The organism is Vibrio sp. LB10LO1, assembly GCF_010092875.1.
Taxonomy (GTDB): domain Bacteria; phylum Pseudomonadota; class Gammaproteobacteria; order Enterobacterales; family Vibrionaceae; genus Vibrio; species Vibrio campbellii.
This window is the reverse complement of sequence record NZ_JAADJW010000016.1, coordinates 1-23,238: the sequence shown is the minus strand read 5'-3', so window position 1 is coordinate 23,238 and position 23,238 is coordinate 1. Positions and strand designations below refer to the sequence as shown.

At 45.6% G+C, this 23,238-nt stretch carries 17 protein-coding genes; 9 read left to right on the top strand and 8 right to left on the bottom strand.

Going from position 1 to position 23,238, the window contains the following annotated elements:
* Positions 1 to 37: 37 nt before the first annotated feature.
* The gene (ftsH, locus tag GXP65_RS13330) at positions 38 to 2,014 is read right to left on the bottom strand and encodes an ATP-dependent zinc metalloprotease FtsH (protein ID WP_012128827.1); all 1,977 of its coding nucleotides are present in this window, start codon (positions 2,012 to 2,014) and stop codon (positions 38 to 40) included.
* A gap of 108 nt (positions 2,015 to 2,122) precedes the next feature.
* The gene (gene rlmE / locus GXP65_RS13325; RefSeq protein ID WP_005439450.1) at positions 2,123 to 2,752 is read right to left on the bottom strand and encodes a 23S rRNA (uridine(2552)-2'-O)-methyltransferase RlmE; all 630 of its coding nucleotides are present in this window, start codon (positions 2,750 to 2,752) and stop codon (positions 2,123 to 2,125) included.
* Positions 2,753 to 2,890: 138 nt separating this feature from the next.
* Between rlmE and yhbY the strand changes: the two genes are divergently transcribed.
* Complete coding sequence (gene yhbY / locus GXP65_RS13320; RefSeq protein WP_005425257.1) at positions 2,891 to 3,187, top strand: ribosome assembly RNA-binding protein YhbY; 297 nt, start codon at positions 2,891 to 2,893, stop codon at positions 3,185 to 3,187.
* A gap of 92 nt (positions 3,188 to 3,279) precedes the next feature.
* Here the strand turns inward: yhbY and greA are convergent, their stop codons facing one another.
* A complete protein-coding gene (gene greA / locus GXP65_RS13315; protein WP_005530343.1) occupies positions 3,280 to 3,753 on the bottom strand; it encodes a transcription elongation factor GreA in 474 nt (157 codons plus the stop codon).
* Between the two features lie 537 nt (positions 3,754 to 4,290).
* On the opposite strand from greA, the gene GXP65_RS13310 reads away from it, so the two are divergent.
* Both GXP65_RS13310 and dacB read left to right on the top strand, forming a co-directional pair.
* Positions 4,291 to 5,295 carry a porin gene (locus GXP65_RS13310; protein ID WP_005439448.1) on the top strand — a complete coding sequence of 335 codons (1,005 nt, stop codon included), beginning with the start codon at positions 4,291 to 4,293 and terminating at the stop codon, positions 5,293 to 5,295.
* 117 nt (positions 5,296 to 5,412) lie between these two features.
* A complete protein-coding gene (dacB, locus tag GXP65_RS13305) occupies positions 5,413 to 6,837 on the top strand; it encodes a serine-type D-Ala-D-Ala carboxypeptidase (protein ID WP_081233487.1) in 1,425 nt (474 codons plus the stop codon).
* Here the strand turns inward: dacB and GXP65_RS13300 are convergent.
* On the bottom strand, positions 6,816 to 7,661 hold the full coding sequence (locus GXP65_RS13300; protein WP_005425264.1) for a magnesium transporter: 846 nt from the start codon (positions 7,659 to 7,661) through the stop codon (positions 6,816 to 6,818). The genes dacB and GXP65_RS13300 overlap by 22 nt on opposite strands.
* Before the next feature lie 14 nt (positions 7,662 to 7,675).
* Here GXP65_RS13300 and GXP65_RS13295 point away from each other — a divergent pair, with 14 nt between their 5' ends.
* Positions 7,676 to 7,942: a hypothetical protein gene (locus GXP65_RS13295; protein WP_038891075.1), complete on the top strand. Its 267-nt coding sequence runs from the start codon at positions 7,676 to 7,678 to the stop codon at positions 7,940 to 7,942.
* A gap of 141 nt (positions 7,943 to 8,083) precedes the next feature.
* On the opposite strand, the gene tyrS is transcribed toward GXP65_RS13295, so the two are convergent.
* The gene (tyrS, locus tag GXP65_RS13290; protein WP_012128832.1) at positions 8,084 to 9,271 is read right to left on the bottom strand and encodes a tyrosine--tRNA ligase; all 1,188 of its coding nucleotides are present in this window, start codon (positions 9,269 to 9,271) and stop codon (positions 8,084 to 8,086) included.
* Positions 9,272 to 9,401: 130 nt separating this feature from the next.
* Between tyrS and GXP65_RS13285 the strand changes: the two genes are divergently transcribed.
* Entirely contained in the window at positions 9,402 to 10,691 is a 1,290-nt protein-coding gene (locus GXP65_RS13285) for a peptidoglycan DD-metalloendopeptidase family protein (RefSeq protein WP_012128833.1), read from the top strand.
* Positions 10,692 to 10,729: 38 nt separating this feature from the next.
* Here the strand turns inward: GXP65_RS13285 and GXP65_RS13280 are convergent, their stop codons facing one another.
* The 3 genes from GXP65_RS13280 to erpA all read right to left on the bottom strand — a co-directional run bounded on the left by GXP65_RS13280 (position 10,730) and on the right by erpA (position 15,444).
* The gene (locus tag GXP65_RS13280; protein WP_162093023.1) at positions 10,730 to 13,864 is read right to left on the bottom strand and encodes an efflux RND transporter permease subunit; all 3,135 of its coding nucleotides are present in this window, start codon (positions 13,862 to 13,864) and stop codon (positions 10,730 to 10,732) included.
* Positions 13,865 to 13,873: 9 nt separating this feature from the next.
* The gene (locus GXP65_RS13275) at positions 13,874 to 14,989 is read right to left on the bottom strand and encodes an efflux RND transporter periplasmic adaptor subunit (protein WP_162093022.1); all 1,116 of its coding nucleotides are present in this window, start codon (positions 14,987 to 14,989) and stop codon (positions 13,874 to 13,876) included.
* 113 nt (positions 14,990 to 15,102) lie between these two features.
* On the bottom strand, positions 15,103 to 15,444 hold the full coding sequence (erpA, locus tag GXP65_RS13270) for an iron-sulfur cluster insertion protein ErpA (protein WP_005425270.1): 342 nt from the start codon (positions 15,442 to 15,444) through the stop codon (positions 15,103 to 15,105).
* 246 nt (positions 15,445 to 15,690) lie between these two features.
* Here erpA and hemL point away from each other — a divergent pair, with 246 nt between their 5' ends.
* The 4 genes from hemL (at position 15,691) to GXP65_RS13250 (ending at position 23,147) form a co-directional block, all read left to right on the top strand.
* The gene (gene hemL, locus GXP65_RS13265; protein ID WP_162093021.1) at positions 15,691 to 16,986 is read left to right on the top strand and encodes a glutamate-1-semialdehyde 2,1-aminomutase; all 1,296 of its coding nucleotides are present in this window, start codon (positions 15,691 to 15,693) and stop codon (positions 16,984 to 16,986) included.
* Positions 16,987 to 17,345: 359 nt separating this feature from the next.
* Positions 17,346 to 18,431, top strand: a complete 1,086-nt coding sequence (locus tag GXP65_RS13260) for an AI-2E family transporter (protein ID WP_005425277.1) — start codon at positions 17,346 to 17,348, stop codon at positions 18,429 to 18,431.
* 76 nt (positions 18,432 to 18,507) lie between these two features.
* Positions 18,508 to 19,533, top strand: coding sequence for a 16S rRNA (guanine(1207)-N(2))-methyltransferase RsmC (gene rsmC, locus GXP65_RS13255; RefSeq protein WP_162093020.1), 1,026 nt, complete (start codon positions 18,508 to 18,510; stop codon positions 19,531 to 19,533).
* 227 nt (positions 19,534 to 19,760) lie between these two features.
* Entirely contained in the window at positions 19,761 to 23,147 is a 3,387-nt protein-coding gene (locus GXP65_RS13250) for a response regulator (RefSeq protein WP_162093019.1), read from the top strand.
* Positions 23,148 to 23,238 lie beyond the last annotated feature (91 nt).

Sequence of the window (23,238 nt, the reverse complement as noted above, 5' to 3'; positions counted from 1 at the left end):
CGAGCTTAACTCGGGGTTTGTTATCAAAGGCTACTCTTTATTCAGAGTCTTTCTTTTCTGGCGCTTCGCTTGAAGTCGCTTCTTGAGACGTTGATTGCTCTACAGGTTTTGTAGGCTCAACCGGCTTCTCTTCTGCTTTTACTTCAGGCTTCGCTTGAGGCTTATCGTTATCTTCTGGTTTGTTTGGCTTGTCGCCCCAACCAGCAGGTTCACGGATCTCAGCTTTACGCTCCATTAGGTCATCAATCTGGCCAGCATCAATGGTCTCATACTTCATTAGCGCATCTTTCATCGCATGCATGATGTCCATGTTATCTTCCAAGATTTTCTTCGCACGGTCATAGTTGCGGTCGATGATCTTACGAACTTCGTCGTCGATCAGCTTCGCTGTGTCATCAGACATGTGTTTAGTCTGAGTCACACTACGGCCAAGGAACACTTCACCTTCTTCTTCCGCATACAGTAGCGGACCAAGTTTCTCAGAGAAGCCCCACTGCGTAACCATCTTACGAGCGATGTCTGTTGCACGTTCTATATCGTTCGATGCACCTGTCGATACTTTGTCAGCACCGTAGATCAGCTCTTCCGCTAGACGACCACCGTACAAGCTAGAAACCATTGATTCTAGGTGTTGGCGAGACATACTCACACGGTCTTGCTCAGGTAGGTACATAGTCACACCCAATGCACGACCACGTGGAATGATAGACACTTTGTACACTGGATCGTGTTCCGGAACTAAGCGACCAACAATTGCGTGACCCGCTTCGTGGTATGCTGTTGATTCTTTCACTTCTTCAGACATCACCATTGAACGGCGCTCTGCACCCATCATGATTTTGTCTTTCGCCAGTTCAAACTCAACCATAGAAACGTTGCGCTTGTTGCCGCGTGCAGCGAATAGTGCCGCTTCGTTAACTAAGTTTGCTAGGTCTGCACCAGAGAAACCTGGAGTACCACGTGCAATTAGAGATGGCTCTACGTCACCCGCTAGAGGCACTTTACGCATGTGTACTTTAAGAATTTGCTCACGACCACGTACGTCAGGAAGACCAACAACGACTTGGCGGTCAAAACGGCCAGGACGCAAAAGCGCAGGGTCAAGTACGTCAGGACGGTTAGTCGCGGCGATAACGATGATACCTTCGTTACCTTCAAAACCATCCATCTCTACAAGCATTTGGTTTAGTGTCTGTTCACGTTCATCGTGACCACCACCAACACCTGCACCACGTTGACGACCAACCGCATCGATCTCATCGATGAAGATGATACAAGGTGCCGCTTTCTTCGCTTGTTCAAACATGTCACGTACACGAGATGCACCAACACCTACGAACATTTCTACGAAGTCAGAACCAGAGATAGTAAAGAACGGTACTTTTGCTTCACCGGCAATGGCCTTCGCTAAAAGCGTTTTACCAGTACCAGGAGGACCAACCATTAGAACACCAGTTGGAATCTTACCGCCCAGTTTTTGGAAGCGGCTTGGATCACGCAGGTAGTCCACCAATTCTTTTACGTCTTCTTTTGCTTCATCACAACCTGCAACGTCAGCAAAAGTAGTCTTGATCTGCTCTTCGCTCATCATACGAGCTTTGCTCTTACCGAAAGACATAGCGCCTTTACCGCCGCCGCCTTGCATTTGACGCATGAAGAAAATCCATACACCAATCAGTAAGATCATTGGGAACCAAGAAATGAAAATAGTGCCTAGCAGGCTCTGCTCTTCAGGAGGCGTACCTTGCACTTTCACGTTTTGATTAATTAGGTCATCTAGAAGCTTTTGGTCATACACAGGCATGTAAGTAACCATTTTGGCACCGCCGCCGCGACGAACAAAGCTAATCTCACCGTCTTTAAAAGTTGCTTCTTGAATCTGGCCTTGGCCAACTTCCTGTACAAACGTGGTGTAATCCACGGTTCTGCCATTGCTTTCTCCAGGGCCAAAGCTCTGGAATACCGACATCAATACGACAGCGATAACAAGCCACAGAATTAAATTTTTTGCCATGTCACTCAAGGTGTCAGCCTCTCGATAACTAATTGTAATTAAAGGTAGGGTACTACAGTTCATTACCTGTAGCTATAGTGTTAACCATGCTCTAAACGAGCGAAATAGTTAACCTTTGTAACCAGTGGCTACAACAAAGACTTCTCGTGAGCGAGCTCGCGATGAGTCTGGTTTTCTGATTTTTACGACTTTAAACATGTCTCGGACTTCTTTCACAAATTGATCGAAGCCTTCACCCTGGAAAACCTTTACGACAAAGCTACCATTAGGTGCTAGAACTTGTCGACACATATCTAAAGCCAATTCAACTAAATACATAGCTCGTGGCTGATCTACAGAATTATTACCAGCAATGTTAGGCGCCATGTCAGACATTACTACGTCCACCATTGAAGGTTGGATTCTTTCTAACAGAGCATCTAATACTGCCTCGTCACGAAAGTCACCTTGTAGGAAGCTTACGCCAGCGATTGGATCCATAGGCAATAAGTCACATGCAATGATTTGACCTTCTTCACCTATTATCTTAGCAGCATATTGAGACCATCCACCTGGAGCGGCGCCTAAATCGACGACAGTCATCCCAGATTTCAACAATTTATCTTTTGTTTGGATCTCTTCAATTTTGAAGTAAGCACGAGAACGGTAGCCTTTTTTACGAGCTTCGTTTGCGTATTTATCATCAAAGTGTTCTTTCAACCAACGACCAGAACTAGCCGAATGTTTTTGTTTACTCATTTTAATCCCAACAAGGCGTAATTAGGAGCTATTGTTTTAATAGGCTCAACCTATTACTCAATAAATTATAGTCTTCAGCAATAGATGGCGTTAAAATAGCTTTTTTCAACCCTTATTTTAAAGAAAATTGGCCGCGTAATGAACCTAAGCACCAAACAAAAGCAGCACCTAAAAGGCCTGGCTCACAGTTTAAAACCTGTTGTGCTAATGGGCGCAAATGGACTTACAGAAGCCGTGCTAGCAGAAATTGAAATCGCTCTTGACCACCACGAACTGATCAAAATTAAAGTTGCATCAGAAGACCGTGAGACAAAACAGCTGATCATCGACGCTATCGTACGTGAGACGGGCGCTGAAAAAGTTCAGACAATTGGTAAAGTACTTGTGCTATACCGCCAGTCTGAAGAGCGTAAAATCGAAATCCCACGTAAGTAACCCCTACTCACGCAGCGGAAGAAGAAAAGGTCGCCATGGGCGACCTTTTTTGCATCTACTGTTTATATCAGCGAATAGACAGCATCGCCTAATTAGATGTACTCAACGCTGTCAATTTCGAAGTCTTTCGCACCACCAGGGGTTTGAATAACCACTTCGTCACCTTCCATCTTACCGATCAGGCCACGAGCAATTGGAGAACTGATTGAGATACGACCTGCTTTAATATCTGCTTCGTCGTCACCCACGATTTGGTAGGTTTTCTCTTCTTCCGTATCACAATCAATCAGAGTTACGGTTGAGCCAAAAATCACCTTACCAGTGTTGTCCATCGATGTTACGTCAATTACTTGAGCGACAGACAGTTTGTATTCAATGTCACGAATTTGTGCTTCACAGATACCCTGCTCTTCACGAGCTGCGTGGTATTCAGCGTTTTCTTTCAAGTCGCCTAGTTCACGCGCTTCTGCGATTGCTTCTGAAATTTGCGGGCGAAGCTTTAGTAGACGATCAAGCTCGGTACGTAGCAATTGTTCGCCACGTAGTGTCATTGGAACTTTTTCCATTATATAACCTCAAGGCCAAAGGTGTCTTTGGACAAAAAAAGCCTACCCAATCATGATGATTGGGTAGTACGTTCAAAGATTCTGTTTTGATTAGTTTAAACAAACTGGGGTATGAAATCACCCTAATTCGATTTTGCCATCCAGTTGTGTGCGTAATACCTTGCCATCAATGGCTTTTAGATTTAACCATCATCGCAGTTTATTGAAAAACAACACTGTTCATTACACTAAAAACATCAAAAAAGATAAAAACAAATCAATGTCAGGCCAATGTCATCTCGAAACAAACCACTATTTAACAACAACTTACAAAACAAAAGCAAACAATTGAACACTGTTCATTAGTTGGATTTATATCATTTTACTAACTCATAAGGAAACTTTAGCAGTAAAACATGTCCGGCAAGTTGTTACGTCATCGGTTTTTCGAATGTGGGCGATTCTCACGAATGAAACCATACGCATAACGATAACTTGTGAGAGATAACCTCTCCCCCATAAAACAATGATTATGGACAGCTAACTAGGACAAATAAGATGAAAAAGACTCTAATTGCTCTTTCTGTATCTGCAGCAGCTATGGCAACTGGCGTTAACGCAGCTGAGCTTTACAACCAAGACGGTACTTCTCTAGAAATGGGCGGCCGTGCTGAAGCACGTCTATCTATGAAAGATGGCGATGTAGCGGACAACTCTCGTATCCGTCTAAACTTCCTTGGTACTCAAGCAATCAACGACAACCTATACGGTGTTGGTTTCTGGGAAGGTGAGTTCACTACAGCTGAAAACGGCGGCGTAGACGGCAACAGCAATCTAGACACTCGTTACGCATACGCTGGTCTTGGCGGTGCTTTCGGTGAAATGACTTACGGTAAAAACGACGGTGCACTAGGCGTTATTACTGACTTCACAGATATCATGGCTTACCACGGTAACTCTGCTGCTGACAAACTAGCTGCAGCTGACCGTTCTGACAACATGTTCTCTTACAAAGGTCAATTCGAAAACCTAGCAGTTAAAGCTAGCTACCGTTTTGCTGACCGTGTAGAAGACAACGGCGAATACAAAGACAACGGCGAAGATGGCTACTCTCTATCTGCAATCTACACACTAGGCGACACTGGTCTTGACCTAGGTGCTGGTTACGCAGATCAAGCTGACGCTAACGAATACATGCTTGCTGCTTCTTACACTATGAGCGACCTATACTTCGCTGGTGTATTCACTGACGGTGAAAAAGAAGCAACATTCAAGAACACTGTAGATTACACAGGTTACGAACTAGCAGGTGCTTACACTCTAGGTCAAACTGTGTTCACTTCTACATACAACAACGCAGAAACTAACGGCGAAACGTCTGCCAACAACTTCGCTGTTGACGCGTCTTACTACTTCAAGCCTAACTTCCGTGGCTACGTATCGTACAACTTCAACCTAATTGATGCTGGCGATTCAATGGGCTCAACTACTGCTTCTAACTACAAAGCTACTAAAGCTGACGCAGAAGACGAGCTAGCTCTAGGTCTACGTTACGACTTCTAATTCAGTCTTACGACTTGAAGATAAAATGCCCGCACAACGCGGGCATTTTTTATATCCAGAATTCTGCAATTTTTCGGTATATACTCAATTGCATAACTAACCTCACGAACTGTCATTATGCGCTTACGTTGGTCTTTATTACTTTTTTCTAGTCTCGTCCCACTCACATCAATGGCCTATCCTCATCAAGAGGTTTTGCCAGAAGGCTCTCGTGTCAGCTTGATTGCTGAAAAACTCAATGACCAAAGTGAGCTAACTGGTATTCATCCAACCGATCAGTATTTCCCACCAGCCAGCACGCTAAAAGTCGTCACTGCATTAGCGGCAAAACTTGAACTTGGAAACAGCTTTGCGTTTCGCACCACCTTAGAGAGCTCAAACTCAGATGCGGTACTTACTTTTTCTGGAGATCCAACGTTACTGACTCAAGATCTAAAAACCATGCTGACACGAGCCAAGAAAAATGGTTTGAATCAAATCAAAGGCGACCTTTGGCTAGATAACAGCGCTTTTACTGGTTATAACCGTGCTGTAGGTTGGCCATGGGATATTCTGGGGGTTTGCTACAGTGCTCCAGCTTCTGCTATTACGTTGAATGATAACTGTGTCCAAGCTTCTATCTACACGCAGAAAAATGGTTCTACTCGCGTCTACGTCCCAGAACATCAACCAATAAACGTAAAAACCAGTGTTCAAACCGTCTCTAGAAGCGTTCAGAAGAGCCGTCACTGTGATTTAGACCTAATAGCTAACCCAGACAACCAATACGAACTGACTGGCTGTCTGGTTGACCGAGGCGACAAACCGCTTCCTCTTAAATTTGCTGTGCAAGATCCTGAACGCTATACCAGCCAAAAAGTACAAAAGTTACTCAAGCAAGTTGGTATCTCATTAAAAGGCAATATTAGAATTGGTAAAGCACCAGAAAAGCAGCGTAAGTTGCTTGCTGTACATAAGTCTAAACCGTTGCCACAACTTTTAGACCAAATGCTCAAACGCTCTGACAACTTGATTGCAGATACGCTGACTAAAACCCTTGGTGCGAAGTTTTTTGTTCAACCGGGAAGCTTTACTAACGGTACAGAAGCCATCAAACAAATCATCTTTGCGAATACCGGTGTCGATATTCGTAATGCAAGACTGGAAGACGGCTCTGGCTTATCACGCAATAACCGAATTTCAGCCACTTCTATGGCGGCCATTTTGCGTTACATTTGGCAGCATGAGAAGGAGCTTAACCTGATCGCAATTATGCCGAAGTCTGGTGAGTCGGGCACTTTGCAATACCGTAAAAGTATGCGCAAAGCGCCGATCAAAGGTCAGTTGATAGCGAAGAGCGGTTCGCTGTACGGAACCTATAACATGGCAGGCTATGGATTAGATAAGAACGGAAAACCAAATACTTTATTTGTTCAGTTTGTATCGGACTACTTTCCAGAAAAGAGGGACGATAACAAGCCTGTCGTCCCCCCTATTACGCAGTTTGAGAAGTTGTTCTACCAAGACATTGTGAGTTTCAGTCAGGCAATGCCTAAGAAGTAGTTCACCACGGTAAAGTAGATCCACATCCCTGAAATATCGACAATCGATGCTAAGACTGGGCTCACCAAAACGGCTGGGTCCAGTTTACAAGCTCGAGCAATAATAGGAAGTAATCCGCCTAGCGTGGTTGAAATGGTCACCTGAATAAACAACGCGACGGCAATCGCCAACGCGATATCCTCAATCGCAAAGCCTCCTGTCGATTGCCCCCCACTGAATAACATGATGCGGCCGACCATCACGATAGCAATCGCTAACGCGATAAACAGAGCTACGCGGCTTTCTTTCCACAAAACCTCCAACCATTGGCGCTTCTTAAGCTCTCCTGTTGCAAGAGCACGAATCACCAAAGTTGCGGCTTGAGTTCCTGTATTGCCACCAGCGGCTGCGATCACCGGCATGTAAACCGCCAGCAAAACGAGTTGGCTCAATGTGTCTTCATATTGAGCGATGATTAAGCCAGACACAATCCCAAGCAATGCAAGTGCAATGATCCAGCCAATACGCTGCTTCACATGCCCTAGCACGCTCGTAGAAAGATAACCGTCTGGTGTATCAACCTCAGACATATGCAGACCTAACTGGTGAGCATAGTGACGAGCACGTTTGTCATGCCCAGCTTGTTCAAGTTGAGCAATCAAGCTATTTACATAGCCAACTGAACAGTGCTGCAAAATACCAACCGCCTCATCGATAGGCATAATGGTGAGTAAATGCAGTTGCTGCTCTTGCTCGTATCGCAAAAACGCATTACGAGCGGCACCAATTTCTACTTCAGAAAAGTTTGGTGTTGTTTCAATAAAAGTGTTGTTCATTACCGTCATGGCGAATCTCCCGATTGGCATTGGTAACGACCATCGACAACGCACGCAAAAAGCCTTCAGCACAGTCCATACGTGTATTAGAAACACTGGATGTGCGAAAACATCAATGCCAAAGCACTGTCTATTCAGAATTTATGAAAGGAAATAACAAGAAGGAAAAATTAGAAAAGATGCCTCACCACTCAGGTAAGGCGGAGATCGCCAATACCGAAGCGGGTTATTTCGCTCCCTTAATCTTACTCACCCAACAACTGGGAGGATGGTCGGTATTGTTCATGTAAATCTCCGATAAAGCTGCTCACCTAGCAGCGCGCGTATAGTAGCAAAAATGCGTCACTTTTACAGTCAATCTCTTGTGGATTCACCAAATTTTCATACAAAAAAAGCGCCCAGTGGGCGCTTTCATTTTGAGCAGTTATGGATTACTTGATAGTAATACGTGCGAATTTACGTTTACCTACTTGGAATACGTAAGTGCCTACTTCAGGAGCAAACTTCGCATCAGCAACTTTCTCGCCTTCAATCTTAGCAGCACCTTGCTTAACCATGCGCATTGCTTCAGAAGTTGAAGCACATAGACCCGCTTCTTTCAGTAGGTTTGCTACTGGCGTGCCGGCCTCAAAATCAAACTCTGGCATTTCGTCAGGAATTTGGTTTTTCGCGAAACGGTTAACGAACTCTTGCTCTGCTGCATCTGCATCCGCTTCACTGTGGAAACGAGCAATGATTTCTTTCGCTAGCAGAACTTTGATATCGCGAGGGTTTTTACCTGCTTCTACGTCAGCTTTAAACTGTGCAATTTCTTCCAGAGGACGGAAAGACAGTAGCTCGTAGTAGCTCCACATTAGAACGTCAGAAATAGACATGATCTTACCAAACATTTCGCTTGGAGCTTCGCTGATACCAATGTAGTTACCAGAAGACTTAGACATCTTCTTCTCACCATCTAGACCTACTAGAAGCGGCATCATCAGTACAACTTGAGGCTTTTGACCGTGAGATTTTTGCAGTTCACGACCCATCAGTAGGTTGAACTTCTGGTCAGTACCACCAAGCTCAACGTCCGTTTCCATTGCTACTGAGTCCCAACCTTGAAGTAGTGGGTACATGAACTCATGAATAGCGATTGGCTGGCCACCAGCGTAACGCTTTTTAAAGTCATCACGTTCTAGCATACGAGCAACGGTTTGGTTCGCTGCAAGGCGAATCATACCTTCTGCGCCAAGCTCAGATAGCCACTCAGAGTTGAACTGAATTTTTGTCTTAGCTGGATCTAGGATTTTGAACACCTGCTCTTTGTACGTTTCAGCGTTACGCAGAACATCTTCACGGCTTAGCGGTGGACGAGTTGAGTTCTTACCTGTTGGGTCACCAACCATTGCAGTGAAGTCACCGATTAGGAACGTCACTTCATGACCTAGTTCTTGGAACAAGCGAAGCTTATTGAAAATAACCGTATGGCCTAGGTGAATGTCAGGTGCTGTTGGATCGGCGCCCAATTTAATACGTAGAGGACGACCTTCTTTTAGTTTTGCGATCAGCTCTTCTTCTGGAATCAGCTCTTCAACACCGCGCTTAATCTCGGCTAATGCAGCTTCAATGCTCGCCATTCTTGTTCACTCCCACAGATTTGGCAAAAATATAATAGCTGAACATCTTACTTGAATAGCGATGCATTTTGAAACACGTTAGACTAGGTAGTTGTCAATTTTTACGTTTAATTTAGTAATCAAGTACCTCATGCATTCGATTTTTGTCCGACTACCGCTCTTGCACAAAGTACTGATCGGTTTTTTTAGTGCGCTGATCATCGTCGCGCTGTTTTTCTTACCCGATCCGCAAGACCTCGATCCACAGCAAAGCCGACTCAAAGTCGGTGAGCATTACTCGGTACCGATTTCTGTGGAATCACCCGAGCGCAGCACTTCTTCTACTCTTCCTTCTGTTTTGCGCTGGGAAACATACAAAGTCAAAAATGGTGAAAGTGCCGCTGTACTTTTCAACCGCGTCGGTTTATCTCCTCGCCTTCTGCATGAACTGATTACTTCAGATAAAGAAATCAAAGAGCAACTCACTCGACTGCGTCCTGGCGACAGGCTGCAATTTGGCTTTGATGAAAATAACGACTTTATTCAACTAAAACGCACACTCAATGCCTTCGAAACGTTCCGCATTAAACTGCAAGGTGGCAAATACGTTTCTGAAGTGGACAAAAAAGAAGTCGATTACCAATATAACTACGCTGAAGCAACAATCAAATCCAACTTCTGGAATGCGGGGATTTCATCCGGTTTGAATGCAAACCAAATTATGGAACTGGCGGGAATTTTTGGTTGGGATATCGACTTTGCTTTGGACATTCGTAAAAACGATACCTTCCGCGTGCTTTACCAAGAAGAAGTGGTTGAAGGCGAAGTGATTGGACGCGGAAAAATCATTGCTGCAATCTTTAACAACCAAGGTGACACCTTTACCGCAATCTTAGATGAGAAGAGCGGTAAGTACTACGATGAAAATGGCCGAGCGATGAAGAAAGCCTTCTTACGAGCACCTTTGGATTTCCGTCGTGTTACCTCTAACTTTAATCCTCGTCGCTTACACCCAGTTACCGGGAGAGTTCGCCCTCACAGAGGTACCGATTATGCCGCGCCTGTAGGCACACCAATTTGGGCTGCGGGTAATGGTGTTGTGCAAAAATCAGCGTACAACAAATTCAATGGTAACTACGTGTTTATTAAACACAGCAATACCTACATTACTAAATACTTACACTTAACTAAGCGAACAGTAAAAACGGGACAACGCGTTAAGCAAGGTCAAACCATCGGTACGTTGGGTGGTACTGGCCGTGTAACTGGTCCACACTTGCACTACGAATTCTTGGTTAACGGCGTTCATAAAAACCCAAGAACGGTAAACTTACCGCAGTCGAAATCTCTGACCGGTAAAGCAAAACAAACCTTCTTGGCGAACGCAAAGATCAGTATGGCTAAGCTGGATCGCTACAGTAAATTACTCGCGATGAAGTAGCTAAAACGATTTAAATTGAACAATGACAAAGAGGCAGCCTACGCTGCCTCTTTTGTTTCGGAGTCTGGTTCATCAATATTGTGTTCATGGCCAAGCATCAACAGACACGGTGTCAGCACCAAGGTCAGCACCGTCGCAAAAGCCAAACCACCCGCAACGGCCGTAGCCAATTGAGACCACCACTGCGTGCTTGGCGCACCAAATTCAATCTTCTGGTTAACTAAGTCGATGTTCATCTCTAACACCATTGGCAGCAAGCCCAGGATAGTAGTGACAGTGGTCAGTAACACTGGACGCAGGCGTTGTACGCCCGTACGCAGAATTGCTTCTGATTTTTCTAACCCACGCTTGCGCATTTGGTTATAGGTATCAATTAATACGATATTGTTGTTCACCACAATACCAGCCAATGCGATCACACCAATACCCGACATAATAATACCGAAAGGCTTCTGGAAAATAAGCAAGCCAGCAAACACGCCAACGGTAGAAAACAGCACAGCGCTTAAAATCAAAAAGGCTTGGTAGAAGCTGTTGAATTGAGTAATCAGAATCAAAGCCATCACGCCAAGTGCAACCATGAAAGCACTTTGTAAAAACGCAGAAGAGTTCTCTTGCTCCTCGTTTTGACCGCGAATTTTAAACTCAATACCAGCAGGCAAGCCCAACTGCTCTACTTCTGCAGTTATCTTTGGTAATTCAAGGGCAAGGTTATAACCCTCAACAATGTCTGCTTTGATGTTCACTACACGACGACCATCAACACGGCGAATCGTATCTTGCTTATGATCAGGTTTAATCTGCGCAAAGTTTGTGATCGGCACTAAACCTGCCGCCGTTTTTACACGTAACTGGTCAAAACGTCCGATATCCCGCTTATCTTGTGGGTAACGCACTAAGATATCGACTTCTTCATCGGCATCATCTGGCAAATAGTCGCCAATCTTCAAACCATTGGTAACAAACTGGACGGTATTACCAACCAGAGTTGCATCAGCAGCAAAGCGAGAGGCATCGTCTCTGCGGATATCAATCTGCCAATCAATCCCTTCTTTATTGGTTGTATCACTTAAGTTAGTTAAAGCGGGATTTCGATCAGCCCAGTAACGAACCAATTTGGCAGCGCTGTCTAATTGGTCGATGCTTGAGTTTTGCGCCGACATTTCAATCACAAGATCGTGTTCAACCGGCGGCCCAGCATCGGGAAATTTGTACTCCAGCTCTACGCCCGAGAATTGATTAGTGGTTTGTTTGAGTTCTTCAATGATGTCTTTCACTTTGCGACGATATTGCCAATCGACGGGCGTTATTTGAATCTGACCAATCTCATCACCATCATTTGAATCCGTTCCGGTGCGCGTATAGACACTCTCAAATTCATCATGCCCTAACATGACTTTTTCAATCTCTTTCATCACGACATCTTTTTCGTTGATCGATAAATCGCCGTAAGAACGCACCTTGACGGTAAAGAAAGCGGGGTCCACTTCTGGGAAGAACTCTGCCCCTAGTCCTGCCTTGTTATAAGTAAAGCCGACACCACCAGCAAGCAGTATGGCACTGAAGAGAACTTTAAGTGGATGCTTGATAGCGACCGAGAGCGTTTGATAGTAGAGCTTGGTAATACCAGTAGCCTTATCAAACTCGCCATTATGAAGATCAATCATCTCTTGCTGGCTTTTAGGGTTAACCACTTGTGGCTTACCAATAATCCCACCAATAACCGGAACAAAAAGCAGCGCCATCATCAACGAAGCGGTGAGCGTTGCGATCAATGTTAGCGGCAGATACTTCATGAACTCGCCGGTAATATCCGGCCAGAACAATAGCGGAGCAAACGCAGCAAGGGTCGTTGCCGTCGAAGCGGTGATAGGCCACGCCATTCGTTTTGCCGCGTCCCGATACGCTTCTTTACGTGGCGTGCCCTCTTGCATCCGCCTATCAGCAAATTCGGTCACCACGATAGCGCCATCCACCAGCATACCTACGGCCATGATCAGCGCGAATAGCACCACAATGTTGACCGTTAAGCCAAACACCGAAAGCACTAATAAGCCGGTAAGGAATGAGCCAGGAATAGAGATCCCCACCAAGAGAGCGGTTCGCACACCAAGTATCGCGATAATGACGATAACCACTAAGATAATCGCGGAGAGGATGTTGTTTTGTAGGTCGTTGAGCATCAATTTGACGTCATCGGACTGATCCCACGTATATTTGACCTGCAAGTTGTTTGGCCAATCCGCTCGCTTTTGCGCTTCAGTCAGAACCTGTTTAACGAGTTCCACCGTTTCAATGATATTCTCGCCAGCACGCTTTTTCACATTCAATACAACAGCAGGGTCACCATCCAAGCGAGCAAAGCTTTCAGGATCACGGAAGGCTCGGCGCACAGTCGCCACATCGCCAAAAGTAATCACTTCTTTGCCGTTTACCTTAATCGGTAACTCTAATACGTCTTTGAGAGAATCAAATACGGAAGGAACTTTGACTGAAAAACGGCCATAGCCAGTATCCACGAAACCCGCTGCCACAACTCGGTTATTGAGAGCAATCAAGTTGTAGATGTCTGCTTGATCCAGACCATAGCTTTCCATCAACAGCGGATCGACGACGATCTCAACAATGTCTTCACGATCACCGGCAATATCAACTTCAAGCACCTGACGGTAGCTTTCTAGCTTGTCACGCAGTGCACGAGCAATTTGTACTGTTGTGCGCTCAGGGACGGTGCCATACAGAACCAAAGTGAGGACAGGCTCTTCTGATGCGAATGTCACTTCATTTACTGTTGGCTCATCACTGTCTTCAGGCAATTTAGGTTTGGCTAGATCGACGGCGTCACGCACATCTGCCATCGCTTCAGCCAGATCAACACCGACACTAAATTCAAGCGTAACCGAGGCATGGCCTTCTGAAGCAACCGCGGTCATTTCTTTTACGCCTTCAATCGAACGCAGCTCTTGCTCTACTGGGCGAACTAATAAGCGCTCCGCATCAGTTGGCGAAATGCCTTGGTGACCTACCGAAACATAGATAATAGGGATGGTGATGTCTGGACTCGATTCTTTAGGAATCGTAATGTAGGTGATCACACCAGCAATCAAAATCATCACCAACAAGGTGAGCATCGTACGTGCACGCGATAACGCAGCATCAATCAAAGCAAACATATTGCCTCCTTATTGCTGGTTCGCAGCTTCAATGGCGTCATCCACTTTGGTCGCCATCACTAAATCACCATCACGTGCAAAGCCCTGCCCGAGTACGATGATGTCCACTTGGTCGCCCAATCCAGACAGCCAAACGCCATCTTTTTCAGCTTTCACAAGTTGAATAGGAACAAAGTGGACATGCTGATCACGCAGTGTTTTGATGCCAAGGTTGCCTTCTTCATCGAGCGCGAGCATTGCGGCGGTTACTTTCACTGCCATCACTTCACTTAGCGACAATACCACCTCAGCACTAACACCCGCAGGCATTGCACGTTCATCGTTACTGATTTCAATCTCAATCGGGAAAGTATTGGTCGAAGTAGAAGATACGCGCCCGATATAACGGATAACACCTTGATGGTGGGTGTTATCAATGGTTCTGACATCAGCTTGCTGGCCTTGTTTTAAATATTGGATATGACGCTCGCTAACGTCCGCTTCGATGACTAACTTTTCAAGGTCAATAACAGTCGCAATAGGATCGCCAACACCAACAAAATCCCCCACTTCAACGAACCTATGGTCAAGAATGCCGTCAAAAGGCGCTCTTACTTTGGTGTTTTTAAGTGCGGTTTCAACATTACTCAGGTTTGCGCGAGCATCAACCAATGCAGCTTGTGCAGTGGCAAAGGCAACTTCACCTTGCAAACCTCGGTTTTTCAAAGATTCTGCCGCTTTAAATTCTTTCTCTTTGACACGCAACATCGCTTTAGCGCGCTTGAGTTGAGTATCGAGATCGCGCTCGTCGATGTTGGCAATCACCTGCCCTTGTTTAACACGTTGCCCTTTCTGAACGTTCAAGCGAATGATCTTACCCGCAACTTCTGCCCCTAAACGAGCTTGTCTATTTGGCGCAGTTCGTCCATATAACTCTATGGTTTTACTGGTTGGCTGGGCGGTAAAAGAGTTGAACATCACCTTAGCAACAGGCGTGTCATCGGATTGAGGGGAGAATGATAAACTCGCTTCGTCTTGCGCCTTAAGTTGGCCTATTGCAAGCCATGCAGCAAGTACGAGAATCAGTGTTAAAGAAACTAGCCATGGACGTTCGACAAGGCGTCGTCCGAGAGAAACTTCAGACATACAAAGTCCTTTTTATTTTTAGCTCACAGCCCTCTGTGGAACTGGAGTGCGTTTACGTGACTCCCTGCTACGTAAAGCTCAGGCAGCCAATTGGCTGCCTGTTGTCGTGTTAATTAAACACTGAATGATGCACCACAACCACAAGTTGTCGTCGCATTTGGGTTATTAACGAAGAAGCGTGCTCCTTCTAAACCTTCCGTGTAATCAACCACGCCACCGATTAGGTATTGCAGGCTCATTGGGTCTACAACCAGTGTTACGCCACTGTTTACGATGGTTGTGTCGCCTTCATTTACGCTCTCATCAAATGTGAAGCCGTATTGGAAACCACTACAGCCACCACCAGTAATGTATACGCGCAATTTCAATGCTGGGTTTTCTTCTTCTGCAATCAGCGCCTTAACGCGTGATGCTGCAGCATCAGAAAAAGACAATGGTACGTTTACTTCGCTCACGAAGACCTCTCTCACTCGTGTAATGCGTCAAGCCTGAAGCGAGACGTCAAATTTTTGCTAATTAGAGCGATTATCCAATACCTGACAAACTCGTTCAAGTATTCACCGCTGATTCTTTAGAACAGATGCTGATATGTAAGTTTACATCGCCCGTGCCCACATAAATTACCCAAAACGTTTCTAACTTGAGATTAGCTAGGTACAATGCGCTCCACTTGGTCCGAGCAATCAAAAGAGGATAACCCCATGACCAAATCATCAGAGCTATATCAAAAGGCTCAGCAAACCATTCCTGGCGGTGTGAACTCACCAGTTCGTGCATTCAACGGCGTTGGCGGTTCTCCGCTATTTATCGAACGAGCAGACGGTGCACTGATTTTTGATGCCGATGGTAAAGCGTACATTGATTACGTTGGCTCTTGGGGTCCAATGATTCTAGGTCATAACCACGCGGTTATCCGTGAAGCTGTTATCGATGCTGCACAACGTGGCCTGAGTTTTGGTGCGCCAACTGAAATGGAAATTGCCATGGCTGAGCTAGTGTCTGAGCTAGTGCCATCAATGGAACAAATCCGCATGGTGAGCTCTGGTACAGAAGCGACCATGAGTGCAATCCGTCTTGCTCGTGGCTTTACTGGCCGTGACAAAATCATGAAGTTTGAAGGCTGTTACCACGGTCACGCAGACAGCTTGCTAGTAAAAGCTGGCTCTGGTGCACTAACTCTTGGCCAACCAAGCTCTCCTGGCGTTCCTGCTGACTTTGCTAAGCACACACTAACCGCAACATTCAACGATCTAGATTCAGTACGTGAGTTGTTCGCAGCAAACAAAGGCGAGATCGCATGTATCATCGTTGAACCAGTAGCGGGCAACATGAACTGTATCCCACCAGTAGAAGGTTTCCACGAAGGTCTACGTGAAATCTGTGACCAAGAAGGTGCACTACTGATTTTTGATGAAGTAATGACAGGCTTCCGCGTAGCACTAGGCGGCGCACAAGCACACTACAACATCAAGCCTGATCTAACGACGCTAGGTAAAGTAATCGGTGGCGGTATGCCAGTGGGTGCTTTCGGTGGTCGTAAAGAAGTCATGCAATACGTTGCGCCAACAGGTCCAGTTTACCAGGCTGGCACACTTTCAGGTAACCCAGTAGCAATGGCTGCGGGCTTTGCATGTTTGAACCTGCTAAAAGAAGAAGGCAACGAGAAACGTCTTGCGGCGAAAACAAAACAGCTTGCTGAAGGCTTCAAAGCACTGGCAGAAAAGCACGGTATCCCAATGGTAGTAAACCAAGTGGGTGGCATGTTTGGTTTCTTCTTCACTGACCAAGAAGCCGTAACGTGCTACGAAGACGTGACTAAGTGCGATGTCGAGCGCTTCAAGCGTTTCTTCCACCTAATGCTAAAACACGGTGTATACCTTGCACCATCAGCATTCGAAGCAAGCTTTACTTCTCTTGCTCACGGTTCAAAAGAAATTGATGCAACACTAGAAGCTGCTGATCGTTGTTTCGCAATTCTGGCTGAAGAAGCAAAATAAGCGTTCTTTACCAGAACAGCAATCGCAAAAAAGGACCTTCAAGGTCCTTTTTTATTATCTGGATTAGGCTTGCCAATTAACAATCACGAGGATAACTAACACGCCAAGAACAATACCAAACCACGGTATACGTTTGGCTTTCTTTTCACTTTTGCACTTCTTATCGCCGCTACAACAACCCATTTTTCTATCTCTTGATTGATAACCGTCTGATTTGTGGTCATTATAACAAGGTCAATTGCCCCTTCCCAATTCAGCTATGTCATAAGCTTGAAAGAAACGTCGGTGCAAAGTAATAAAGATTTTGCGCTGTGGTATAAGGCGTAAAACATAAATCATCCGTAAGTTGGATTAATCACATGCCGAATAATGTAAAAATCACGTCGAGTCATCGAGTGCTAGTTGTTGCGCTGCTCGCCGCTGCTTTTGCCTGCTATTTATTGGTCGAGCCTTACATCAACTCGATCGTAATGGCGTTTATTATTTCTCTACTCATGTTCCCAATACATGAGTGGTTTGAACGAAAACTGCCAAACCACAAAAACTTGGTTTCACTGCTCTCTTGTGTGGTTCTCACCTTTATTATTGTGATTCCATTATTGTTTGTATTTGCTGCTATCGTGCAGCAAGGGTCGGTATTTTCGCAAAACACCTACAAGTGGGTAAGCAATGGTGGTATCCAAGATATCTTCCAACACCCTTGGGTTGTCAAAGGGTTAGCACTGGTTAATGAGTACTTACCTTTCGACAAAATCGAACCACAAGCCATCGCTGAGAAAATTGGCCAATTCGCCACATCATTTGGTTCAAACCTTGTTGCTATCAGTGCCAAAATCCTAGGGGATGCAACCAACTTCCTGATGGACTTCTTCCTGATGTTGTTCGTGTTGTTCTTCCTATTGCGTGACCACGACAAGATCATCTCAGCGATGCGCCATATTCTGCCGCTCTCTCGCAGCCAAGAAGATAAGATCCTGACCGAGATTGAACAGGTCTCGAAATCAGCTGTAATGGGGTCATTCTTAACCGCGATTGCTCAAGGCTTTGCTGGTGGTATCGGTATGTGGCTTGCAGGTTTCCCTGGCTTGTTCTGGGGCACTATGATGGGCTTTGCGTCATTTATCCCTGTAGTTGGCACGGCGCTAATTTGGATTCCAGCAGCCGCTTACTTGTTCCTAACTGGCGACACAACTTGGGCTATATTCCTAACAGTGTGGAGTGTTCTCGTAGTTGGCTCGATCGATAACCTGCTGCGCCCACTGCTGATGCAAGGCAGTGCAGGCATGAACACGCTCATGATCTTCTTCTCACTGCTGGGTGGTCTGCATCTATTTGGTTTGATTGGCCTTATTTACGGTCCACTGATCTTTGCCGTGACTATGGTGCTATTCAATATCTACGAAGAGGAGTTTAAAGACTTCCTCAATCAACAAGACAATAGCTAACGACCGCTTATTCACTTCAAGCTTGGGCCAGATTATGCGAAAATCTGGCCCTAATTATTTCTGATGAACCAAATTTATGTCTGCTTATATCGCTCCTAGCCAAATAGCTCAGCGCCAACTTGAATACTTCAACGGCAAACACGTTTTAGTTGCTGGAGAAGTTGAAGACCTGTTCCCTCTTGAGTTAGTAGCTCATTGTGAGTCTGTTGAAGTATTTACTTCTAACTACAGCTACTACCGTCAAATTCGCACATCGGACAAAGTGAAGAGTCACTTTGGTTCAGAGTTTGATATTGAGACTCAAGCAGACATGGTGCTTTTATACTGGCCAAAAGCCAAGGCGGAAGCAGAATACTTACTGGCAATGTTGATGGCTAAGTTAGGCATCAATACAGAAATCGTCGTCGTTGGTGAGAACCGCTCAGGCATCAAGAGCATTGAGAAGATGTTCAAAGAATACGGCCCGGTTAAAAAATACGACTCTGCTCGTCGCTGTTCATTTTACTGGGGCACTTGCCTTAACGAACCAAAACCGTTCAATCAAGCCGACTGGTTTAAATCTTACGAAATTACACTCGGTGAACAATCACTTACCGTTAAGAGTCTACCTGGCGTATTCAGCCATGGTGAGTTTGACCTAGGCAGTCGTCTTCTGCTTGAAACCTTACCTAAGCTTTCAGGCAAGGTACTCGACTTTGGTTGTGGTGCTGGTGTGCTGGGTGCATTTATGGCTAAAGCAAACCCAGAGATCGCGATTGAGATGTGTGATATTAACGCTTATGCCATTACCTCTAGCCAAGCAACACTCGAGGCGAATGGGTTATCCGGTCGTGTTTTTGCCTCAGATATCTACTCAGACACGGTTAAAGACTACCGTTTTATTGTCAGTAACCCACCATTTCACAGTGGCTTAGACACCAACTACAACGCAGCAGAAACTCTTTTAGGTCAAGCTCCAAAGTACATGACGGCCAACGGTGAAATGATCATTGTGGCGAACAGTTTCTTGCAGTATCCGCCAATTATTGAGAAAGCCTTCAATAATTGCGAGACGCTAAATAAGACCAACAAATTCTCTATCTACTACGCGAAAAAATCCTAACCCTTGGTTGCGCAGGTGAAATCCTGCGCAACTCTTTGCCAAAAACCGCCCAACTCAACGAAAAACTGCGTCGCTCCCCACGCTTTGCAATCAACTTTCTTGTCAAAGAAAAAAAACTCGTTAATTTTGTTAATTCTATCGCATTTAACTTCTTGTCCGTTTTAACGAGAACCTCGGTAAGCCCCAGTAAATTGGTCGCTGCCCTTTAATGAGTTGTAATCTTATCCATGTTTAAATTCTACAAAAAGCAGAAATTTAAGCGCCTGCAAAGCACGCTAATGACCGCGTTTTTGGTTCTTAGTATTACGCCACTGACGATCACTGCTATTTTCTTCCTCCAATCCCACAGTAAAGATTTGGAAGAACAGAGCACATCCCATTTGCTCTCAGTCCGTGATACCAAACAACAACAGATCATCGACTACTTTGCAGCTCAAGAAACCGAAGTTATGGGCTTTGTTCGCTCAGAATTGGCTTATGCCAGTGGCGGGCGCTTCTACGGTTTGGTCAATGCCTTTAGCCGATTAGGCCACGACATCGATGAAGCAAGAGAGAATGCACAGCAACGCTATATCAAAGGCAGCGGCGATCAAATCAAAACGTCGATTTTACCCGAATCTTCCAACTACGTTGGTAGTGAGCGTTATCGTCTTCTGCATAAACGTTATCACTGGGCTTACCTAGAGCTATTAAAGCGCTCTGATTTCAACGATATTTTATTAGTTGATATCGACGGTAACGTTACTTATTCGATCAATAAAGATGATAACTTCGGCACCAACCTCCTCAGCGGCCGTCACAAAGACACCGCTTTGGGAAAAACATTTAAACGCCTCTCCGAGGATGTAAGCGCGCGCCGAAAAGTGAATGAAGATTACACGCCTGTCGTGGTATCCGACTTTGACATTGAAAACGGTAAGCAAGTCGCTTGGTTGGGTGCGCCTATTGTTCAGCAAGGCTATCTGCACAGCTATGCAATGTTCCGCTTGCCAAACAATGGCATCACAAAGCTGATTGCAGAAATCAATCGTGACTCTTCAATTGATACCTTATTAGTTGGCAGTGACCACAAACCTCGTACCATCAACACCAAGCAAGAAGACATCCAAAACAGTTTAGAGATCGTCGACAAAGCTTTAGCTGGCGAAACGGAAGTGGGCACATACAGCAACCGTTTAGGCGAAGAGATGATTGCGGCATTTGCACCTATTGAGACTCGCGGTCTCACTTGGGCTCTCGTTGTACAGCTTCCTGAGAAAGAGGCCTTTGCACGTGTCCATCAGCTCGAGAAACTGTTTGTCATTGCGATGCTAATAGCGATCATCTTGGTTGTGATTGCTTCACACTACTTATCTAATTTCATCACCTCTCCGCTGCTTAAGCTGACTTGGGCAGCAGAGAAAGTATCTGCTGGCGATCTGGACGAAACCACCTTTAATACCGAACGTAAAGATGAAATCGGTCGACTCGCAATCAGCTTTGAGCGTATGCAGCGCTCAATTCGTGAAAAGATCCAAACCATCAAGCAACAAAACGAAGAGCTAGAGAGCAACATCAAACTGATCCAAAAGCAAAACGAAGAATTGCAGTTGGCAGATAAGCTGAAAGATGAATTCCTAGCGACAACCTCTCACGAGTTACGCACACCATTGCACGGTATGGTTGGCATTGCAGAGACACTGGTGTCTGGTGCAAATGGCGCGATACCTGCGAGCCAGAAGTACCAATTGGACATCATCATCAAGAGTGGTCAGCGCCTAGCAAACCTCGTTGATGATCTATTGGATTACCACAAGATGCGCTACGGCAGCATGGATATCCAAAAGTCTGCAGTGAGCCTAGCCAGTGCAACACGCTTGGTGCTGGAGCTTTCTGGTCACCTATTGGGTAACAAAACCATCCGCATCATTAATCAAGTGCCAGCGGATCTGAAAGCAGTCTCAGCAGATCCTCAGCGTTTGGAACAAGTGCTGTATAACTTGATTGGCAACGCTATTAAGTACACTTCAGAAGGCAAAATCGTTATCTCAGCGACCGTTGTAGACGATCAAGTCCGAGTACAAGTGGTCGATACTGGTCAGGGTATTCCAGCTGAACACCTAGAGCATATCTTCGAACCTCTTATCCAAGCAGGTCAAGATGCTAGTCGCTACCGTCAAGGTGCAGGTCTCGGTCTATCCATCAGCCGTCAACTTATCGAGTTGATGGGCGGTTCATTGTATGTCAGCAGCCAACCTATGGTCGGAACGACATTCAGCTTCACCTTGCCACTCGCTAGTGAAGAAGAAATCAAAGCGACTGAAAGCCTTGCCGCTCGCGGGCATTTCCAAATTCCAGAAGCGAACTTTGACAACAATGACGACTTGTCTCTACCTGAAAACCCAGATGGTCCATTGCTGTACGTTGCTGATGATGAGCCCGTCAACCTGCGCGTTCTTGAAAGCTTCTTGAGACTTGAAGGCTACCGAGTTCGTACCATTTCAGACGGCCCTGAGACACTCGCTTTAATTGAACAAGAGAAGCCTGAGTTGCTGCTACTGGATATAATGATGCCAGGCATGAGTGGCTATCAGGTTTGTAGTGAACTTCGTGAAACTTACGATCATGCAGAGCTGCCAATCATTATGCTCACAGCGCTAAGCCAAACCGAAGATCGCGTTAGGGGCTTTGAAGCGGGAGCGAACGATTACCTAACCAAACCATTTAATAAGCAAGAGCTCGCGGCACGTATTCAGGCCCACTTGACGGCAAGTCAGGCTGAAATGCGCCACATCGAGAACAAGTTACTGGAATCGGAGCTACGCCAGCGTGCTGAAGTCGAAGCCAGCCTGCTCGAGACACAAGGTAGACTGCTAGAACAGCTAGAATCGGCACCTGAGGCGATTATTTGTCTTCGTGAAGATCAACGTATTCGCTTTGCTAACGAAGCAGCATGTAAGCTATTTAAACGTAGCCTAGAACAGCTAAAACGTTCTTCCGCTGATGAGCTAATTGCACCTAAGTTCCTTACGGTTAAGCAGCCGCACTACTGTGGCAAGATTGATATCTACATCGAAGATATTCGTCAAAACATTGAAGCAGACATCCTCAAGCTGCCTGAAGGCTCTGGTTTAGATGTCATGTATATCTTCAATGTAGGAGGCGGAGCGAATGCAGCTCGTATCCATAACCTAGAGACGGCAGTTGAAGTACTTTCAAGTTACGCATTTGATGGTGATAAAGACCAGCTGCAGAAGCTGAAAGAACTTGGCGGTGAGTTTACTCGCCTTGCTGATAAAGCATTGGGTAACAAGAAGGACAAACAAGAGCTGATGCGCGAAGTATTAGTCGATACGATGACTCATGCATTGGAATATTGGGAATCGGTGACTGGAGAAACCAAGTTTGCCTTTGCTGAACAAAGTGGTTTATGGCGCGTCTACCTCGACCGCAGTACATTACAAACACGTACGCTCGATAAATACATGCGTATTGAGACTTTGCCTAAGACACCGCGCTGGAGGACAGTACTAAGCTCAATTGAGTTCATTCTGGATCACTGTAAAGAACAAAGCCCAGAACGCGCTTACATAGAGGCACAGCGCGATAAGATGCAAAGACTCCTTACGAGCTAACACAAATCACCAAATATCAGCCCCGCGACTCAGCGGGGCTAATTATATGGTCCGCCTCACTCTCAAGCCCTACGCTTAGAGTAGGCTCTCA